Origin of the sequence: Pseudomonas sp. PDM10, from assembly GCF_014852295.1 — a bacterium.
GTDB lineage: Bacteria > Pseudomonadota > Gammaproteobacteria > Pseudomonadales > Pseudomonadaceae > Aquipseudomonas.
Map to the genome: position 1 here is coordinate 209,786 of NZ_JACVBJ010000001.1, position 18,340 is coordinate 228,125.

The 18,340-nt window shown below is 58.4% G+C and carries 17 protein-coding genes; 8 read left to right on the top strand and 9 right to left on the bottom strand.

Annotated elements, in window-relative coordinates; genetic code table 11:
* Nucleotides 1-56: 56 nt before the first annotated feature.
* Nucleotides 57-344: a DUF3509 domain-containing protein gene (locus IB252_RS00995; protein WP_033056390.1), complete on the top strand. Its 288-nt coding sequence runs from the start codon at nt 57-59 to the stop codon at nt 342-344.
* 170 nt (nt 345-514) lie between these two features.
* On the opposite strand, the gene IB252_RS01000 is transcribed toward IB252_RS00995, so the two are convergent.
* Complete coding sequence (locus IB252_RS01000) at nt 515-1,483, bottom strand: TIGR02285 family protein (RefSeq protein ID WP_192406309.1); 969 nt, start codon at nt 1,481-1,483, stop codon at nt 515-517.
* On the bottom strand, nt 1,437-2,636 hold the full coding sequence (locus tag IB252_RS01005) for a CaiB/BaiF CoA transferase family protein (RefSeq protein ID WP_192406311.1): 1,200 nt from the start codon (nt 2,634-2,636) through the stop codon (nt 1,437-1,439). The genes IB252_RS01000 and IB252_RS01005 overlap by 47 nt, the downstream gene beginning before the upstream one ends.
* Nucleotides 2,637-2,783: 147 nt before the next feature.
* Between IB252_RS01005 and IB252_RS01010 the strand changes: the two genes are divergently transcribed.
* From IB252_RS01010 to IB252_RS01020, 3 genes are all read left to right on the top strand, one after another.
* Entirely contained in the window at nt 2,784-3,326 is a 543-nt protein-coding gene (locus IB252_RS01010; protein WP_008151638.1) for a YaeQ family protein, read from the top strand.
* A 66-nt stretch (nt 3,327-3,392) separates the two neighbouring features.
* On the top strand, nt 3,393-5,102 hold the full coding sequence (gene recJ, locus IB252_RS01015) for a single-stranded-DNA-specific exonuclease RecJ (RefSeq protein ID WP_192406312.1): 1,710 nt from the start codon (nt 3,393-3,395) through the stop codon (nt 5,100-5,102).
* Between the two features lie 268 nt (nt 5,103-5,370).
* A complete protein-coding gene (locus IB252_RS01020; protein ID WP_192406313.1) occupies nt 5,371-6,477 on the top strand; it encodes an NADH:flavin oxidoreductase/NADH oxidase in 1,107 nt (368 codons plus the stop codon).
* Between the two features lie 208 nt (nt 6,478-6,685).
* Here IB252_RS01020 and IB252_RS01025 read toward each other — a convergent pair whose 3' ends face one another.
* Entirely contained in the window at nt 6,686-8,311 is a 1,626-nt protein-coding gene (locus IB252_RS01025; RefSeq protein ID WP_192406315.1) for a glucan biosynthesis protein D, read from the bottom strand.
* A gap of 391 nt (nt 8,312-8,702) precedes the next feature.
* Between IB252_RS01025 and IB252_RS01030 the strand changes: the two genes are divergently transcribed.
* Nucleotides 8,703-8,888, top strand: coding sequence for a hypothetical protein (locus IB252_RS01030; protein ID WP_111451415.1), 186 nt, complete (start codon nt 8,703-8,705; stop codon nt 8,886-8,888).
* 97 nt (nt 8,889-8,985) lie between these two features.
* Complete coding sequence (locus IB252_RS01035) at nt 8,986-9,147, top strand: hypothetical protein (RefSeq protein ID WP_192406316.1); 162 nt, start codon at nt 8,986-8,988, stop codon at nt 9,145-9,147.
* Nucleotides 9,148-9,243: 96 nt separating this feature from the next.
* Here the strand turns inward: IB252_RS01035 and IB252_RS01040 are convergent, their stop codons facing one another.
* Nucleotides 9,244-9,756 carry a Bro-N domain-containing protein gene (locus tag IB252_RS01040; protein ID WP_192406318.1) on the bottom strand — a complete coding sequence of 171 codons (513 nt, stop codon included), beginning with the start codon at nt 9,754-9,756 and terminating at the stop codon, nt 9,244-9,246.
* Between the two features lie 303 nt (nt 9,757-10,059).
* On the opposite strand from IB252_RS01040, the gene IB252_RS01045 reads away from it, so the two are divergent.
* On the top strand, nt 10,060-11,313 hold the full coding sequence (locus IB252_RS01045; RefSeq protein WP_192406319.1) for an AAA family ATPase: 1,254 nt from the start codon (nt 10,060-10,062) through the stop codon (nt 11,311-11,313).
* 2 nt (nt 11,314-11,315) lie between these two features.
* Nucleotides 11,316-11,942: an RloB family protein gene (locus tag IB252_RS01050; protein ID WP_192406321.1), complete on the top strand. Its 627-nt coding sequence runs from the start codon at nt 11,316-11,318 to the stop codon at nt 11,940-11,942.
* A gap of 44 nt (nt 11,943-11,986) precedes the next feature.
* On the opposite strand, the gene IB252_RS01055 is transcribed toward IB252_RS01050, so the two are convergent.
* The 5 genes from IB252_RS01055 to IB252_RS01075 form a co-directional block, all read right to left on the bottom strand.
* Nucleotides 11,987-13,471 (bottom strand): APC family permease, encoded by a 1,485-nt coding sequence (locus IB252_RS01055; protein ID WP_192406322.1) that lies wholly within the window; start codon nt 13,469-13,471, stop codon nt 11,987-11,989.
* A gap of 254 nt (nt 13,472-13,725) precedes the next feature.
* Nucleotides 13,726-15,150 (bottom strand): gamma-aminobutyraldehyde dehydrogenase, encoded by a 1,425-nt coding sequence (locus tag IB252_RS01060; RefSeq protein WP_192406324.1) that lies wholly within the window; start codon nt 15,148-15,150, stop codon nt 13,726-13,728.
* Between the two features lie 167 nt (nt 15,151-15,317).
* Nucleotides 15,318-16,160 carry an ABC transporter permease gene (locus IB252_RS01065; RefSeq protein ID WP_008151649.1) on the bottom strand — a complete coding sequence of 281 codons (843 nt, stop codon included), beginning with the start codon at nt 16,158-16,160 and terminating at the stop codon, nt 15,318-15,320.
* Nucleotides 16,150-17,097 (bottom strand): ABC transporter permease, encoded by a 948-nt coding sequence (locus tag IB252_RS01070; protein ID WP_111451390.1) that lies wholly within the window; start codon nt 17,095-17,097, stop codon nt 16,150-16,152. The genes IB252_RS01065 and IB252_RS01070 overlap by 11 nt, the downstream gene beginning before the upstream one ends.
* A gap of 1 nt (nt 17,098) precedes the next feature.
* Nucleotides 17,099-18,136, bottom strand: a complete 1,038-nt coding sequence (locus IB252_RS01075) for an ABC transporter ATP-binding protein (RefSeq protein ID WP_111451391.1) — start codon at nt 18,134-18,136, stop codon at nt 17,099-17,101.
* Between the last annotated feature and the right edge of the window lie 204 nt (nt 18,137-18,340).

Sequence of the window (18,340 nt, forward strand, 5' to 3'; positions counted from 1 at the left end):
TTTACTGTAGGTACGCCCCAGGCACTTTGTTTTCGGACTATTGAGTGGTGATCGAGATGGAAAGTATCAGTCTATTGCTCGGTGAAGCTCTGAGCCCGTATCAGGTAACGTTGACCCCGTCGGGAACCCATGGCGAATGCCTGGTGACACTGAAAAATGCGACCGGCGCGATCGTGGTCGAGCGGGCGTTCAATCAGGCCCAACTGACCAGCAAACGTCTGCTGACGGATGTCGTCGACGGATTGCATCGCGACGTGCTGATCGCCGAAGGCAGGCTGGAGCCCTGCGTCATCGCAGCATTACGCAATGCTGCACAGGACAAGATCCTGGCCAACCGGAATTGAATTGTTTTTTGTGGGAACCTTCCTGCGCTTAGGTCAGTCAGACCTTGTAACAGCAGGATCAAGCATTGTGCTCCGGTGCTTGTAGCTTGCTGCCACTGGTCTTTATGTAGACCACGTTTAACCCCGAGTCGTCTCCCCACTTCTCGGGGTTTCTTTTTGCCTGCGATTTGTCATTGCTCGGCCTGCTGCAGGAAAAATGCCCGGCTGGCTTCCAGGTAGTCGCTGCGACTTTCGGGGTCCAGCCAGGCGGCGTATGCCTGGCTCAAGTGATCGTGGGGCAGGGTGCGCAGCAGTTGGTTGATCTCGATGATCGCCTGCCGGCCCTGGGGAGTGTCGGTACAGCCGATGTAACCGGACAGGTATTTGCCCGTGCCGCGAATCGGGTAGAACTGCAATTCATCTTCCGCGATCCCTTGCTGCTGGGCCTGGTAGCGGATTTCCGAGCGGTACCCCAACAGCATCCGCAAGCGCCCGAGGCGTTGCATTTGCAACAGACTGCCCAAGGCATCGTTACCGTAGTGGAGGGTCAGTGAGTTGGCTGGCGCTTGTTTGAGCAGCGCGTCGAGATATTCGCCGTAGTTGCGCTCGGCAATAATCCCCAGTTTCTCCCGGCCACTGGCCAGCAGGGCCGCCAGGTCCACTTCGCTGTCCTTGATAAAGGGCGCCAGGATCTCCCGATCAACGCGTCGCACGGCCAGGCCATTGCTCATGGCCCGAAAGACCGGGATGGAAAACGCGATCCAATCATCGCGCTCCTTGCTCCAGTTCAGCGCCGCATCGCACGTGAGGGATGGCTCGTGGAGCATTTGCAAGCCGCGAGCGCGATTGACTCGCATCAGGGTGTGTTCGTATTGCGGCATGCGGGCGATCAGCAGCGGCAGCAGTTGATCGATGACGCCCTGGTCCTTTTTAGATCCTTCGAAAATCATCAGCGGTGGAAGGTCGCGCAACAGCCAGACCAGGGTTTCCTTCGGCTGCGCCCACGTTGGCTGAGCCTGACCGGCGAGCAACAGAAAAAAACCGAACGCGCACAATGCTCGTCCGCCGCGCGTCAGGCAGTGGTTGATGGGCCGCGTAAGCAGGCGCCTCAGCTTAGATGGCCCCGTCTTCACGCAGCTTTGCGATCTGTTCCTTGTCATAACCAAGATCGTTGAGTACCTGCGCATTGTGTTCGCCCAACTGCGGCCCGACCCATTCCGATGTTCCGGGTGTCTCTGAGAGTTTCGGCACGATTCCCGGCATCTTGAAATCTTTGCCATCCGGCAACTTGGCCTTCAGGAACATTTCCCGGGCCAGGTACTGCGGATCACTGAACATATCTTCTGCACTGAAGATCCGGCTGGCCGGTACGTCGGCCTGATTCAACTGCTCGATGATGGCGTCCAGCGGCAGCGAGTTGACCCAGCGATCAATCACCCCATAAATCTCGTCGCGACGGCTATCGCGTCCGTCGTTGCTCGCCAGCGCAGGGTCGTTGGCCAGGTCCTCGCGACCAATAATCAGCATGAAGCGTTTGAAGATCGCATCGCCATTGGCGCCGATCTGCACATGTTTGCCGTCGGCACTGGTGTGGATCGAGGAAGGCGTGATGCCCGGCATGATGTTGCCGGTGCGTTCGCGGATGAAACCGAACACGTCGAACTCCGGGACCATGCTTTCCATCATGGCGAAGATCGCTTCATACAGCGCCACATCCACCACTTGGCCGAGGCCGCCGTTGACCTCGCGATGACGCAGGGCCATCAAGGCGCCGATCACGCCCCAGAGCGCGGCAATAGAGTCGCCGATGGAAATCCCGGTGCGTACCGGTGGCCGGTCTTCGAACCCGGTGATGTAGCGCAAGCCGCCCATGGATTCACCGACGGCGCCAAAACCTGGTTGATCTTTCATCGGTCCGGTCTGACCGAAACCCGAGAGGCGCACCATCACCAGTTTCGGGTTCAGTGCGTGCAAGACTTCCCAGCCCAGGCCGAGCTTTTCCAGCACGCCAGGGCGAAAGTTCTCGATCAGGATGTCCGCCTCACTGAGCAGTTTTTTCAGGATCGCCAAGCCGTCGGGGTGTTTGAGGTTCAGGGTCAGTGATTTCTTATTGCGCGCCTGGACGAACCACCACAGCGAGGTGCCTTCATACAGTTTTCGCCATTTGCGCAACGGATCGCCGCCATCGGGGGACTCGATTTTGATCACCTCGGCACCGAACTCGCCGCAAATGCGAGAGGCAAACGGCCCGGCGATCAACGTACCCAATTCAATGACTTTCAGCCCTGAGAGCGGTTTTCCGGTGAGCGGCATGCTGGATCCTGTAGGACAAAGGTTGAGCGAAGACAGGGTTTTAACATAGCCGAACGTCAGACGACCAAGGTTGATCGCCTTCAATTCGTGGATTGCCTACCGCATCGGTTAGACTTGCCGCCTTTCCCCGTATCAAGAAGCCCGTTCATGGCCCAGCCGTCCACGACCTACAAGTTTGAACTGAACCTTACCGACCTCGACCGCAGCGTGTACGAGAGCGTGAAGCAGACCATCGCCCGTCACCCTTCGGAGACCGAAGAGCGTATGACCGTGCGGCTGCTGGCCTACGCCTTTTGGTACAACGAGCAGTTGTCGTTCGGTCGCGGTCTGTCAGACGTGGACGAACCTGCCCTGTGGGAAAAGAGCCTGGACGACCGTGTCCTGCACTGGATCGAAGTCGGCCAGCCAGACGCTGATCGCCTGACCTGGTGCTCGCGTCGCACCGAGCGCACCAGTCTGCTGGCCTACGGCAGCCTGCGCGTCTGGGAAACCAAAGTGATCCCGGCGATCAAAAACCTGAAAAACGTACACATCGCTGCTGTTCCCCAGGACGTGCTGGAAACCCTGGCCAAAGACATGCCCCGGGTTATCAAGTGGGACGTGATGATCAGCGAAGGAACGATTTTCGTCACCGACGACCGTGGTCAGCACGAAGTCCAGTTGCAGTGGCTGAGCGGCGAGCGCGGCTGATTATTCGCTGCTGGTCCGCGTTATCCGGTTTTATCCTACGTATTCAAGAGAAGCACCTGTCACCCCATGCGCATCGAACCTCGCCTGTTGCCCGACACCCTGCCATTCCTCGGTGATCTGCCGCCGCTGCTGACCCGGCTGTACGCGGCGCGGGGCGTGCTGTCCGAGGCTGAACTGGACAAGAGCCTGGCGCGGTTGATCCCGTTCCAGCAACTCAAAGGCATCGATGCGGCGGTGGATTTGCTGGTGACGGCGCTCGAGCAGCGTCAGCGGATTCTGATCGTCGGTGACTTCGACGCCGATGGCGCGACGGCCAGCACCGTGGGCATGTTGGGCTTGCGCCTGCTGGGCGCGGCGCACGTCGACTACTTGGTGCCGAACCGGTTCGAGTATGGCTACGGCCTGACGCCGGAAATCGTTGAAGTGGCGCTGACCCGTACACCCCAGTTGCTGATCACTGTGGACAACGGAATCTCCAGCGTTGAAGGCGTGGCGGCGGCGAAAAAGGCCGGGCTCCAGGTGCTGGTCACCGACCACCACTTGCCCGGTGACGAGTTGCCGTTGGCCGATGCCATCGTCAATCCGAACCAACCGGGTTGCGAGTTTCCGAGCAAGGCGCTGGCCGGCGTCGGGGTGATTTTCTATGTGCTGATGGCCCTGCGTGCGCGTTTGCGCAGCCTCGGCTGGTACGAGAGCAAGCCGCAGCCGAACATCGGCGAGTTGCTGGACCTTGTGGCCCTGGGCAGCGTCGCCGACGTGGTACCGCTGGATGCCAATAACCGGATTCTGGTGCACCAAGGCCTGGAGCGGATTCGCGCCGGGCGCGCGCGGCCGGGGATCAAGGCGATCCTCGAAGTCGCCAAGCGTGACCACACGCGCATCACCTCTACCGACCTGGGTTTCATTGTTGGCCCGCGTCTGAATGCGGCGGGGCGTCTGGATGACATGAGCCTGGGCATCGAATGCCTGCTCACCGAAGACGCTGGTCTGGCGCGTGAAATGGCCGCTCAACTCGACGGCATGAACCAGGACCGCAAATCCATTGAGCAGGGCATGCAGCGTGAAGCGCTGGCTCAACTGAAGGATTTGCCGGTCGAGTCGATGCCGTTCGGCTTGTGCCTGTTCGATCCCGAGTGGCACCAAGGTGTCATCGGAATCCTCGCATCGCGTATGAAAGATCGCTATTTCCGCCCGACTATTGCCTTTGCCGATGCCGGCGATGGCTTGCTCAAGGGCTCGGGCCGTTCGGTTCAGGGTTTTCATATTCGCGACGCGTTGAGCGTGGTGGCGGCGCAGCATCCGAATCTGATCAGCAAATACGGCGGCCATGCGATGGCCGCCGGCCTGACGCTGCCGGAGGCGAATTTTCCGTTGTTCGCCGAAGCCTTTGACGCGGAAGTGCGTAGGCAATTACGCGAAGAAGACCTGACCGGGCGATTGCTGTCGGACGGCACGCTAGCGGTCGAGGAATTTCACCTGGAACTGGCCCGCGCCCTGCGTCATGCCGGACCCTGGGGGCAGCACTTCCCGGAGCCGTTGTTCCACGGTGTGTTCCAGCTGATCGAGCAGCGAGTGGTCGGCGAGCGGCACCTCAAAGTGGTGCTGAAGAGTGAATGTGGCTCGGTAAAACTGGATGGCATTGCCTTCGGAATCGACCGCGACATCTGGCCGAATCCGACCATCAAGTGGGTGGAATTGGCCTACAAACTCGACCTCAACGAGTTCCGTGGCAACGAGACGGTGCAGCTGATGATTGCCCACATCGAACCGCGTTGAACCCTTCACGAGCAAGCCCGCTCCCACAGGATTTGCGCAAACCCTGTGGGAGCGGGCTTGCTCGCGAAGGCGATCTCCCTCACGCCAAATTTCCCCGGAACCCGCCCTCATCCCCCGATGTCGACTAGTCTCTAAGCACTGCTTGATTATCCTTGTGACGTCTTGTCGAATTTTTTGCCCGCGGGGGCGGGTGCTGCACCTTTTTCCTGTCACTCGTCGACTTTCAAACAGAACCCTGGAGCCTGCCCACTGATACGAGAGGTGCCCCATGAGTCTGCTGCTTGAACCCTATACCCTTCGCCAATTGACCCTGCTCAACCGAATTGCGGTGTCGCCGATGTGCCAGTACTCCAGCGTTGATGGACTGGCCAATGACTGGCACCTGGTCCACCTCGGCAGCCGCGCTGTCGGCGGCGCCGGCCTGGTGTTTACCGAAGCCACGGCGGTCACGGCCGACGGGCGCATCACCGCCGAGGACCTCGGCCTGTGGAACGATGAACAGATAGAACCGTTGCAACGCATCACGCGCTTCATTGCGGCACAAGGCGCTGTGGCCGGCATTCAGTTGGCTCACGCCGGGCGCAAGGCCAGCACCCATCGGCCGTGGATCGGCAAACATGGCAGCGTCAAACCCGAAGACGGTGGCTGGATTCCAGTGGGCCCTTCGCCGATTGCTTTCGACCCGCAGCACACCCATCCCAGGCAGCTCGATGATGGCGAGATCGCTGAGGTCATTCAGGCCTTTGTCGCTTCGGCCAAGCGAGCGCTGACCGCCGGTTTCAAAGTGGTGGAAATACACGCCGCCCACGGCTACCTGTTGCATCAGTTTCTTTCGCCCCTGAGCAATCAGCGGCGCGATCAATATGGTGGTTCGTTCGAGAATCGCATCCGGCTGGTGCTGCAAGTCACCGAAGCGGTGCGTGCGGTGTGGCCTGAAGAGCTACCGCTGTTCGTGCGGGTGTCGGCCACCGATTGGGTGGAAGACGGCTGGAACCCGGATGAAACCGTGGAGCTGGCGCGACGCCTCCATGCGTTGGGCGTAGACCTGATTGACGTCTCGTCGGGCGGTACGGCGGCCAACGCCGAGATTCCTACAGGTCCCGGGTATCAGACCCGCTTCGCTGAACGTGTGCGCAAAGAGTCAGGTATTGCCACCGGCACGGTAGGAATGATCACCGAGCCAGCACAGGCCGAGCACATTCTGCGCACCTGCCAGGCTGACATCATCTTTCTCGCCCGTGAGCTGTTGCGTGATCCGTACTGGCCGCTGCATGCCGATGATGACCTGGGGGGACGCAAGGCCATCTGGCCAGCGCAGTATCAGCGGGCCACCCATCGTGAACAGCCGATTCATGAGTCGGATTTGCGCGACTGATTGATGCGCTGAAAACAAAAAGCCCCGATCGAGTTGATCGGGGCTTTTGCATTTCTGTGCACTGAGGTTTGTTGTCTGTCAGGCCCTCATCGCGAGCAGGCTCGCTCCCACATTGGATCTCCATGAGACACAGCTCCTGTGTCCGACGATGATCACCTGTGGGAGCGAGCCTGCTCGCGATGGGGCCAGCCCAGACACCCAATTACCCTCAGGTGTACTTACGCTTATCCGGCGCCGGCGGGAAGTACTGGTACAACCAGGTTTCACTCAACGTCCGGTCATTGGTGCGAATGAACAACCGCAGCTCAACCGGAGCCACGCTGTTATTGGTCGGGTACCAGTCAAAGGTAATGCGGTAACCCTTGATGTCATCCAGCACCAGCACGTTGAAATCCTTCACCTGCCCATTCGAGCACGTGACCACCGGCTCGATCCCCGCGCCTTCCGGCAAGCGATCCAGACCGCCTCCGGTGAAGTCCACGGCAAACCGTCGAGCCCAAACCTCTGGGTAGTGCTCGCCAGGGGCCCAGCCTTCGATGAAGCCGCCCATGCCTGAACGAGTGGCGTTGACCCGCGCCAACGGCGTGCCGACCGGTGGCAGTGCGCTCCAGTACAGCTTGTAGCCGTAGTTCAGTGAGTCGCCGGCCGCGACCGGTTTCTTCGGGGTCCAGAACGCGACGATGTTATCCAGGGTTTCGCCCGTCGTAGGAATTTCCAACAGATCGATAGAGCCTTCGCCCCACGCGGTCGTAGGTTCTACCCACAGGCTCGGACGCTTGCTGTACCAGTCGACGGTGTCTTGATAGCTGTCGAACTCATGATCGGTCTGCACCAGACCGAAACCTTTCGGGTCGGTGTCGGCGAAGGCGTTGAATTGCAGGGTGGCCGGGTTGTTCAGCGGGCGGCAGATCCACTCGCCGTTGCCGCGCCACATGGCCAGGCGATCAGAATCGTGGATTTGCGGGTGAATCGTGTCGCACATGCGCCGTTCATGGGTGCCGCAGCTGAACATGCTGGTCATCGGCGCGATGCCCAGTTGTTCGATGGCGGTGCGCGCATTGATGTGGGCATCGATGCCCATGACGACCTGGCTGGCCTGACAATCGATATCGAAACGGTAGGCACCGGTAGCGCTCGGTGAATCCAGCAGGGCGTAGACCACGAAACGGGTGCTGTCCTTGTCCGGGGTCTCGAACCAGAACTTGGTGAAGTCCGGGAATTCTTCACGCTTCTTGGCATAGGTATCGATTGCCAGGCCGCGCGCCGACAGGCCGTACTGGCCTGAGGCATCGACCGCACGGAAATAGCTGGCGCCGAGGAAGGACAGCACGTCGTGCTGGTCCAGCTCCGGGGCCTTGAACAGCTTGAACCCGGAAAACCCCAGGTCGCCCGTGAGCTGTTTGGTATCGACCGTGGTTTTTTCATAGTTGAACAGGGACGGGCGGAAATGCACCTCCCGCGCCTGACGCGTCTTGGGGTCAACGCTGTACATGCGCACCGGCTGCTTGAAACCCATGCCCACGTGGAAAAACTGCACATCCAGCTGACCATTGAGGTCATTCCACAGCGAGTGGTTGCCGTCGTAGCGGATCGCGTTGAAGTTCTGCGGTGTCATGGTCGCCAGGGTCGGCGGCAACACCTGCTTGGTGTCCTGATAGCGATTGCCGGCGAGTTGCTTGGCCTGGATCTTCAGCGATTCGAAGTCGAACGCCTGAGCCTCGCCATCCGCCGCGCCGGTGCCGGCCCAGGCCCGCGAAGCCAGCAGGCCGGTGGCTGATAATCCTGTGTAGGCAGCGATGGCCATGGATGCTTTGAGCAAATTCCTGCGGTGCATAAGTTCAACCTGTCGTGAACAATCCCGCGCCGTTCCTGGCACGTGCTGGATCAAAAATAAAGGTTCGGACATGCCTTCGGCCAAACGCAACGGACATTAAACAGATAACAAATAGCTTAAACCGTTCGGTTGCGGAGAAAAAATGATTGGTAGCACTTTGGCTTCATGGCAATGAAACAAGAAATGTCGGTTAAGTTTTCTGACAGTACTTTCTGATTTATAGGGCATTTCTGCTTTTTTTGACTAATTACTCTAAAAATCGCTTTTCACCGCCGCGATAGTTCCTATTCTGTGTTCATGACCGACCTCTGCCCTTCAGGCCGGCGTCTACAAAAAGGAGAGGGCGATGCGGTTTTTGAAGTTTTCTCGGGCTTATAGAAGGACATCGTCCATGACGAAAGTACAAGGCATCACCCAGTTGCTGGGAATCCTTCCTTGCCTGACCAGTGCGCGCCGAAGGCGTCGGGTCAGCTCGGACGAGATGAAGTTGTTGGAGCGCTATCGGGAGCTGTCGGAAAGCGACCAGATTGCGATGCGGTATCTGGTGGAGGCGATGAGGAGTGTTTCGCGGTTTTGAAAAGGAAAAGGCTTTGGCCGTGACACAGGTGTTGCGGTCAGATCCTACAGAGCAGTAGGAACTCGACATTTCAACAGACAAAGCTCAGGAAATTATCATGTCGACAATCATGAACAACGAGGGCGAAGTCACGATCCCGAAGCCAAATGACGAGTCTCGCAAGACTGGCGCTCCCGATCAGTTCGAAGCCGCGCGAGGTAAAGCGGATATCAAATGGCGAACCGATGAACTGATGGCGCTGCTACGAGATGAGGATTGATGTTTTGGAAGGCTTATGCGGAGGCTTTTTGAGAGGCTGATTAACCCAAGAGGCAGACTGTGAAGTCTGTCCCTTTTTCATTTTGTCACTCTACCTTCAACTGCAAGTGCCTACGATCTTGAACGGCCGTTGTGCCTGCATCAGATCAGGCATGTCCCGCCATTTGATCCAGGCCTGATGCTGCCAATGCAACAGCGGCACCGAGATCCCGGCCCACTGCAACGAACTCAGGCTTGGAATGTTATCCACAGATGCCGTATTCGACTCACGCAGCGAAGGTATGACTTCGTTGCTCAGCCATTGGCGCAGGTTTCGGTTTTCCGGGACGAAATGGTGCACCAGAAGGGCGTACATCCCTGATTCGCTGACCATCAGCGATTCGTCTGTTTTCCCATTCTTGAGCAACCAGACGTATCGACGCTGGTCCGGATCGAGTTTCAGGGTGAGGCGTTGGTCCATCGGGCGGCCCATCAGGCGACCGAGGTCCTGGACGCAAAACCAGGCTTGGTTGTCCTGCATGAAGGCGTGGAGGAAGCGATTGTGGCGGGTGAAGATGGTTGGGGTGAAATGCGGATGGGGTTCAGACGGATTTAGCGTGTGTTCAAACATTTTTTCGACTCCAAGTTGAAAAGGGAGCCGCCACTCAGAGGAGCGCGGTTGCGCCATGTTGATAGTGTTCCGGTTTCGACCCCGGGTCGCTGATTTGGCAGCGACGAGGTGAAGCCTATCGTTCAGGCGCTCGCGGCGCCAAGTCTACCTTGGCGCCGCATGCTGTAGGAATCGGTGTCTATGCCGGAAGGTTCGATCTGTAGGAATTTCCTGTTTTTGCCTGAAGTGCAGTCAAGCAGCGTCACAGCCGTGGTTTTTCCTATAGTTTTTCCCGCATTCAGGAACGAACTGCAGGTTTGCTACATGTTGATCGAATTTTCAGTTTCCAATTATCGCTCCTTCCGTGACAAGCAAACCCTGTCCATGGCTGCGACGCCGCGCTTGAGCAAAAAGCGCAACGTGTTCACACCCATCGTAAATGGAGAAAAGCTGCCTGATTTATTGAAAGTGGCGGCGATTTACGGACCGAACGCATCCGGTAAGTCTTCGCTTATCCGGGCAATGGGGGTCATGGGGAGTTTGCTCGCTTCGATACCTACATCAAATGATGAGCCGCTACCGGTCTCACCATTTCGGTTTGACCCGCAACTTCAAAACGAACCCAGTTCTTTTGAGTACAACTTCATTCAACGCGGGGTCCGATATCGGTTTGTTCTGCGCATGACTGTGCAGCGAATTGTCGAGGAACAATTGGTTTCCTATCCCAAAGGTAAGGAAACGCTGTTGTATTCGCGTCGCTTTGTAGATGAGGGGGAGCATTATGTTTTTGGCTCAAGCCTCGAGGGTGGCAAAGAGGTGCACAACGCCTGGCGGCGTCTGACGAGTCCCAAGATGTTGTTTATTTCGCAGGCGGTTGCGAACAGTAGTGAAGAGTTGACTCAGTTGCGGGGGCCGTTTAGCTGGTTTCAAACCGGTCTACTCGTTATTGAGCAGAACAACATGATGGGGCTGTCAGCAGCGTCCATCAGATTTCTTCGGATGGCATCGGATTACACACATGATTTACGAGACTTTCTAAAGGAAGTGGATATCCCGGTGTCAGCGATCCGGCTCAACACCGAAGACGCAGAGTCTGCTCAACGCACCAAAAAACTCACGCTGAAAGAGTTCTTCGCCGCCGCCCAAAAAGACAAAGTAACCTTGACGCATACGAGCTTGTTAGGCACCGCGGAGTTTGATTTTTCCGAGGAGTCCGACGGTACGAAAAACCTGATTGGATTCTGGCTGCCCTGGTTCATGATCAATCACGCCGATGGTAGCGGGATACTTTCTGTCGATGAGTTAGACAGCAGTCTTCATCCCTCGATAGTCGCGGACTTGATTGAGAAGCACCTGGACGGTGGGTTGGATACTCAACTGATCTTTACCACTCACGACACTCATCTGATGAACGCCAAAGCGCTTCGGCGCGATCAGTTCTGGATCACCGAAAGAGACGCTAACGGTGCAACCTGCCTTTTTTCTGTATACGACTTTGAAGGACGGGAAGGGGAGGATGTTGAGAAACGCTACTTTGAAGGTCGTTATCGCGGGTTGCCACTGATAAGGCGGGGTTGATCATGGCGCGTTCGATACGGCAATTTGATCGAAAGGCACCTCGGTTCAAGCCTCAACCCAAAGTGTTGATCCTCTGTGAAGACAGCAAGTCAGGAAAACGATATCTGGAGGAGGCTGCATTTCATTTTCGCGCCAAAGCTCAAGTGGAAATTGCCCACTGTGGCGTCACACACCCAAGCGGCATTGTTGAAACAGCAATAGCCCGCCAGAAATGCTTCGACAAGGTTTTTTGTGCATTGGATCGCGATACACATCTGTGTTTTGAACGAGCAATAAATCTGGCGAGGCCTCATCCGAAAATCAAAGTCATCGCTTCGTACCCCTGTTTTGAGTTTTGGCTGCTTCTGCACTTCGGTTTTAATCGAAAGCCTTTCCGAGCGGTTGGAAAGCACTCTCCAGGCGACTTGGTGGCCAAGAGCCTCAGAGAGAAACCCTGCATGGATAAGTACGAGAAAGGCGAAGACACCAACTATTTCGCACAACTTTTAGGTCAGCCATTCCAAAGGGCGAGAGATTTAGCACCAAAGATTATCGAGGACGTCGCTATCAGCGGCGAACCCAACCCCAGCACCGAAATTCATCTGCTGATGGACGAATTCGAAATTCTCTCCAAACCCCTACCGATCTAACACCTCAAACCCAGCCCGCATCGCTGCGGGCTGGGCAATTACCACTACCGACTAACCTTCCAGGCATCCCCCGCAGGCGCAGTCCCATGGTCATACGGCTTTGCCAGCCACATGTAAATCAACCCCAACCCAATCACGATCGCAGTACTCAACACCATCGCGTAGTTGATGTACCACGCCGCATCCGGCGTGCGCGGCCAGGCCATGTTGATGATTGCGCCGACGCCATAGATCAGCGCGCCGATGTTCACGGCCCAGCCCCAGGCGCCGAGGGTGAATTTGCCGCTCGGTTTCCAGCCTTTCATGCGCGCATAGAGTGCTGCGAGCACGATCATCTGGAACGCCAGGTAGATGCCGATGGCCGCGAAGCTGACGATGGTTGCCACCGCATCCTGCAGGAAGAAGCCCAGCACAATGATCAGCGCCGGCAGGACGCCGGACACGAACAGTGCCGCAACCGGAACCTGGGTCGTAGGGGAAATCTTCTTCAGCAGTGAGCTGCCGATGACCATTTCATCCCGGGCGTAGGAATACAGCAGACGACTCGCCGCGGCTTGCAGGCTGATGACGCAGGAGATGAAGGAAATCATCACCACGCCCATTACCACTTTCGAACCGACCGGGCCAAAGGCGTTGTTGAGGATGGTGGTGACCGGGTCCTTGTCGGTGCCATTGATCACTGCTTGCATGTCTGGCACAGCGAGGATCAGCGCCAGGCAGGCGAACATCGCCGCGATGCCGCCGATGTAGATGGTCATGCGCATGGCCACCGGGATTTGCTTGCTCGGGTTCGGGGTTTCTTCGGCCACGTCGCCGCAGGCCTCGAAGCCGTAGTACAGGAACATCCCCGCCAGCGAGGCGGTGAGGAACGCTGGCAGATACGAGCCGTCGATGCTGATATCGAAGGTGTTGAACAACACACTGATCGATTGATGACGCTCGAAGATCAGCAGGTAAACGCCAACGATCACCGCACCGACCAGTTCGCAGAGAAAACCGAACATGGCGATCCGCGCCAGCACTTTGGTGCCACTGAGGTTGACCAGGGTAGCGAACAGCGTCAGGAACAGTGCGATGACGATGTTGGTGTTGTTGTTCGGTTCAAAGCCCATCATCGCGGCCAGGTACGGACCGGCGCCCACCGCAACGGCGGCGATGGTGACGCACAGGGCGATGGAGTAGATCCAGCCGACCATCCACGCCCAGCGCTTGCCCACCAAGCGACGAGCCCACGGGTACACGCCGCCGGAAATCGGGAACTGCGAGACCACTTCACCGAAGATCAGGCACACCAGCAACTGGCCGCATCCGACCAGCAAATACGCCCAGAACATCGGTGGCCCACCGGCGGCGAGGCACAGGCCGAACAGGGTATAAACCCCTACGACCGGAGAGAGATAAGTGAAGCCCAGGGCGAAGTTCTCCCACAGGCTCATGCTGCGATTGAAGTTCGAGGTGTAACCCAGCTTGCGCAGTTGCTCGGCATCGCTGTCGGCAACGGCTGCGGAGAGTTCGGGTGATGCACTCATAGTGTGTTAGCTCCGGAAAATCGGCAGATTTCGGATGTCCGAAACCGTGACAGGGCCATGACGGCGCTGCCCGGATCGGTGGTTATTGTTTTGGTTTCGTTGGGGTGGAACCTGGGTGGTGCTTAGTGCCGGTTTCTTCCTTGAGATTGCGGTGACTCCATCGCGGGCAAGCCTTGCTCCTACAGGTTTTGTGGCATGCACCCATCATGCAAACGACATCAATCCTGTAGGAGCAAAGCTTGCTCGCGATGCTTTTAATGCTTGAACATCACATGCCGAACGACGGTGTAGTCCTCCAGCCCGTACATGGACATGTCCTTGCCATAACCGGACAGTTTCTGACCGCCGTGCGGCATTTCGCTGACCAGCATGAAGTGTGTATTCACCCAGGTGCAGCCGTACTGCAAACGCGCAGACAGGCGATGCGCACGACCGACGTCCGAGGTCCAGACCGACGACGCCAGGCCGTAGTTCGAATCGTTGGCCCAGCCCAGCACCTGCGCTTCATCGGTGAATTTGGTCACCGACACCACCGGCCCGAACACTTCACGACGGACGATTTCATCGTCCTGTTGCGCGTCGGCCAACACCGTCGGTTCGAAGAAGAAGCCATTGCCTTCAACAGCCTTGCCGCCAGTGATCAATCGGATATGCGGCTGCGCCAAGGCACGCTCGACAAACCCGGCCACGCGGTCGCGATGTTGCGCGGTGATCAACGGGCCCAGTTCGGTCGACGGATCATCCTGCACGCCGTACTTGATGCTGCTGACCGCTTCGCCGAGCTTCTCGACGAATTTGTCGTAGATGCCTTCCTGCGCGTAGATGCGGCAGGCGGCGGTGCAGTCCTGGCCGGCGTTGTAGAAACCGAAGGTGCGAATGCCTTCCACGGCGGCGTCGATGTCAGCGTCGTCGAAGATGATCACCGGGGCCTTGCCGCCCAGTTCCATGTGCATGCGTTTGACGCTGTCGGCGGTGCTGGAAATGATATTCGAGCCGGTGGCGATCGAACCGGTCAGCGAGACCATGCGCACTTTCGGGTGTGTGACCAATGGATGACCAACCGTAGGACCACGACCGAACACCAGGTTCAGCACGCCGGCCGGGAAAATCTCCGACGCCAGTTCCGCCAGACGCAGCGCGGTCAGCGGGGTTTGTTCCGACGGCTTGAGCACCACGGTATTACCCGCCGCGAGGGCCGGGGCGATTTTCCAGGCGACCATCATCAGCGGGTAGTTCCACGGTGCGATGGACGCGATCACGCCAACCGGGTCGCGGCGGATCATCGAGGTGTGGCCGTGCAGGTATTCACCGCCCGCCGAACCGCTCATGCAACGGCTGGCGCCGGCGAAGAAACGGAACACGTCGGCAATCGCCGGGATCTCGTCGTTCAGTGCAGCACTGTAAGGCTTGCCGCAGTTGTCCGATTCCAGTTTGGCCAGCTCTTCGCCGTGTGCTTCGATGGCGTCGGCGAGTTTGAGCAGCAGCAGCGAACGTTCTTTCGGCGTGGTTTGCGACCAGCTTTCGAAGGCGCTGTCGGCGGCACGCACGGCGGCATCGACCTGGGCTTCACTGGCTTCGTTGATTTCCACCAGCACACGACCGAGGGCCGGGTTGAACACCGCTTGGGCGGGGCCTTCGCCGTCGATCAGTTGGCCATTGATCAAGAGTTTGGTTTGCATGGCTTTGTCCTCTTCGAAGCAATTATTTTTATCTGTGGAAACCGAATTAATGTGGGAGCGAGCCTGCTCGCGAATACGGTGGGTCAGCCGACATCAATGTTGAATGTGATGTCCTCATCGCGAGCAGGCTCACTCCCACAATGGATTCGGTTCCTACAGCTATTCGGTTATTTCCCGCCACTGCCCGCAACGCTTTCGCCGCCACGGGTCAGGTAATAGGCGCCGAGGATCGGCAGCATGGTCACCATCATCACCAGCATCGCAACGACGTTGGTCACCGGCACGTCCCGTGGGCGGCTGAGCTGGTTGAGCAGCCACAGCGGCAGGGTGCGTTCATGGCCGGCGGTGAAGGTGGTGACGATGATTTCGTCGAACGACAGGGCAAACGCCAACATGCCGCCGGCCAGCAATGCCGAGCCGAGGTTCGGCAGGACGATGTAGCGGAAGGTCTGCCAGCCGTCGGCGCCGAGGTCCATCGAGGCCTCGATCAAACTGTGAGAAGTGCGACGCAAGCGGGCGATGACGTTGTTGTAGACGATCACCACACAGAAGGTCGCGTGGCCGACGATGATGGTGAACATTCCCGGCTCGATCCCCAGCGTCTTGAAGGTCGCCAGCAACGCGATACCGGTGATGATCCCCGGCAAGGCAATCGGCAGGATCAGCATCAGCGAGATGCCTTGCTTGCCGAAGAAATCCCGGCGGTACAACGCCGCCGATGCCAGCGTGCCGAGGACCAGCGCAATCAACGTCGCGACGGAGGCAATTTGCAGCGACAGCTTGATCGCTTCCAGCACGTCGGGTCGCAAGAACGCCACGCCGATCCACTTCAACGTGAAGCCTTTAGGCGGAAAACTGAACGCGGCGTCTTCGGTGTTGAAGGCGTACAGGAAGATGATCAGGATCGGAAAGTGCAGAAACAGCAACCCGCCCCAGGCTGCGATGCGCAGGCCGAGCGAGGCTTTTTCTCCGTGGGTTTCCGGCGCTTGTTTTTTTGCATCAGAGCGCATCGAAGGCCCCCAGTCGTTTCACGATAGTCAGGTAAATGGCGATCAACACAATCGGCACCAACGTGAAGGCCGCGGCCATCGGCATGTTGCCGATCGCGCCTTGCTGGGCGTACACCATGCTGCCGACGAAGTAGCCCGGCGGGCCCACCAGTTGCGGCACGATGAAGTCGCCCAGGGTCAGCGAAAAGGTGAAGATCGAACCGGCCGCGATGCCCGGAATCGACAGCGGCAAAGTCACTTGCATGAAAGTCTGTCGCGGCGTGGCGCCGAGGTCGGCCGAGGCTTGCAGCAAGGACGGCGGCAGACGTTCCAGCGAGGCCTGAATCGGCAGGATCATGAACGGCAGCCAGATGTAGACGAACACCATGAACCGGCCCAGGTGCGAGGTCGACAAGGTGCTGCCGCCGACGCCCGGAATCCCCAAAACGAATTGCAAAACCGGCTCAAGACCCAGGTGTTGAACGAACCATTGCGCCACGCCGCCCTTGGCCAGCAGCAAGGTCCAGGCATACGCCTTGACGATGTAACTGGCCCACATCGGCATCATCACCGCGATGTAGAAAAACGCCTTGGTTTTGCCGGTGGTGTAGCGCGCCATGTAGTAGGCGATCGGGAACGCGACGATGGCGCTGGCGATCGACACGACGACGGCCATGCTCAAGGTGCGCAGGATGATGTCGAAGTTCGACGGCTGGAACAGGGCCGCGAAGTTCGCCAGGGTCAGGTCGGGCGTGACCGCCATGGTGAAGTCATCGAAGGTGTAGAAGCCTTGCCACAGCAGAACCAGCAGCGAGCCGAGGTAGATCGCGCCGAACCACAGCAGCGGCGGCACTAGCAGCAGCGACAGGTAAAAATTCGGCCGGCGATACAGCAGGTTGGAAAACCTGCGCAACGGCGAGCCGCCGGCCGGGGTTTGAGGGAGCGCCACGCTGTTCATCTCACACCCCGCCGATAACGTTGTCGTGCAGCGGGATCATCGCTTCCCGTGCCCAGCGTGCGCTGATGCGTTGTCCGGTCTGATGTTGCGCGCTGACGTCCAGCCACTGGACGTTGGCCTGGCTGATGTTCAGGGTCTGGCCGTTTTCCAGTTTCAGTTCATAGCGCGTGGCGCTGCCCTGGTACTGAATGTCATGGAGCAAACCGCTGACTTCGATTTCATGACTGGCCAACGGTCCTTCAGCAAAACGCACGTGTTCCGGGCGAATCGAAAACGGCTGTGGATTGCCGCTCAATTGTTTCGCCAGATCGCCGCGAATCACGTTGGAGGTGCCCACGAATTCCGCCACAAAGGTTGTAGCCGGTTTCATGTAGAGGTTGCGCGGGGTATCGACCTGCTCGATGCGCCCTTTGTTGAACACCGCCACGCGATCCGACATCGACAGGGCTTCGGTCTGGTCGTGGGTGACGAAGATGAAGGTGATGCCGAGCTGGCGTTGCAGCTTTTTCAGTTCACCCTGCATTTGCTCGCGCAGTTTTAAATCGAGCGCGCCCAACGGTTCATCGAGCAGCAGCACGCGCGGACGATTGACCAGGGCGCGGGCCAGGGCCACACGCTGGCGTTGGCCGCCGGACAGTTGCACCGGTTTGCGCTCGCCGTAGCCGCCGAGGGCGACCATGTCGAGGGCTTCTTCGGCGCGTTTCTGGCGTTCGGTTTTGCCGACGCCTTTGACTTTCAAACCGTAGGCGACGTTGTCGAGTACGTTCATGTGCGGAAACAACGCGTAATCCTGGAACACGGTGTTCACGTCACGCTGATACGGCGGCAGCCCGGCGGCCTCTAAACCGTGAATACGAATAGAGCCTGCACTCGGTTGTTCGAAACCGGCGATCAGGCGCAGACAGGTGGTTTTGCCCGAACCGGAAGGGCCCAGCATGGAAAAGAACTCGCCGTCCTGGATATCGATGGAAACCCGGTCAACGGCCTTCACTTCGCCGAACTGACGGGAAACGTTGGTGAACTGGACTGCAAGCGTCATGGTGCGGTGCTCCAAAAAGGCGAGGGTCTCGCAGCGGCCTTGCCTGGACTTCTGAAAATCTGAATCGTTGCGATGTCTCGGTCGAATGAGCGCGGCCCGCTTTTAGCTCCCTCTCCCTCCGGGAGAGGGCGGGGGGTGAGGGCCGCGGTGTCGGTCATTCCCAAGAGTCGAGGCGGAGTCAAAAACCACCCCTCACACCAGCCC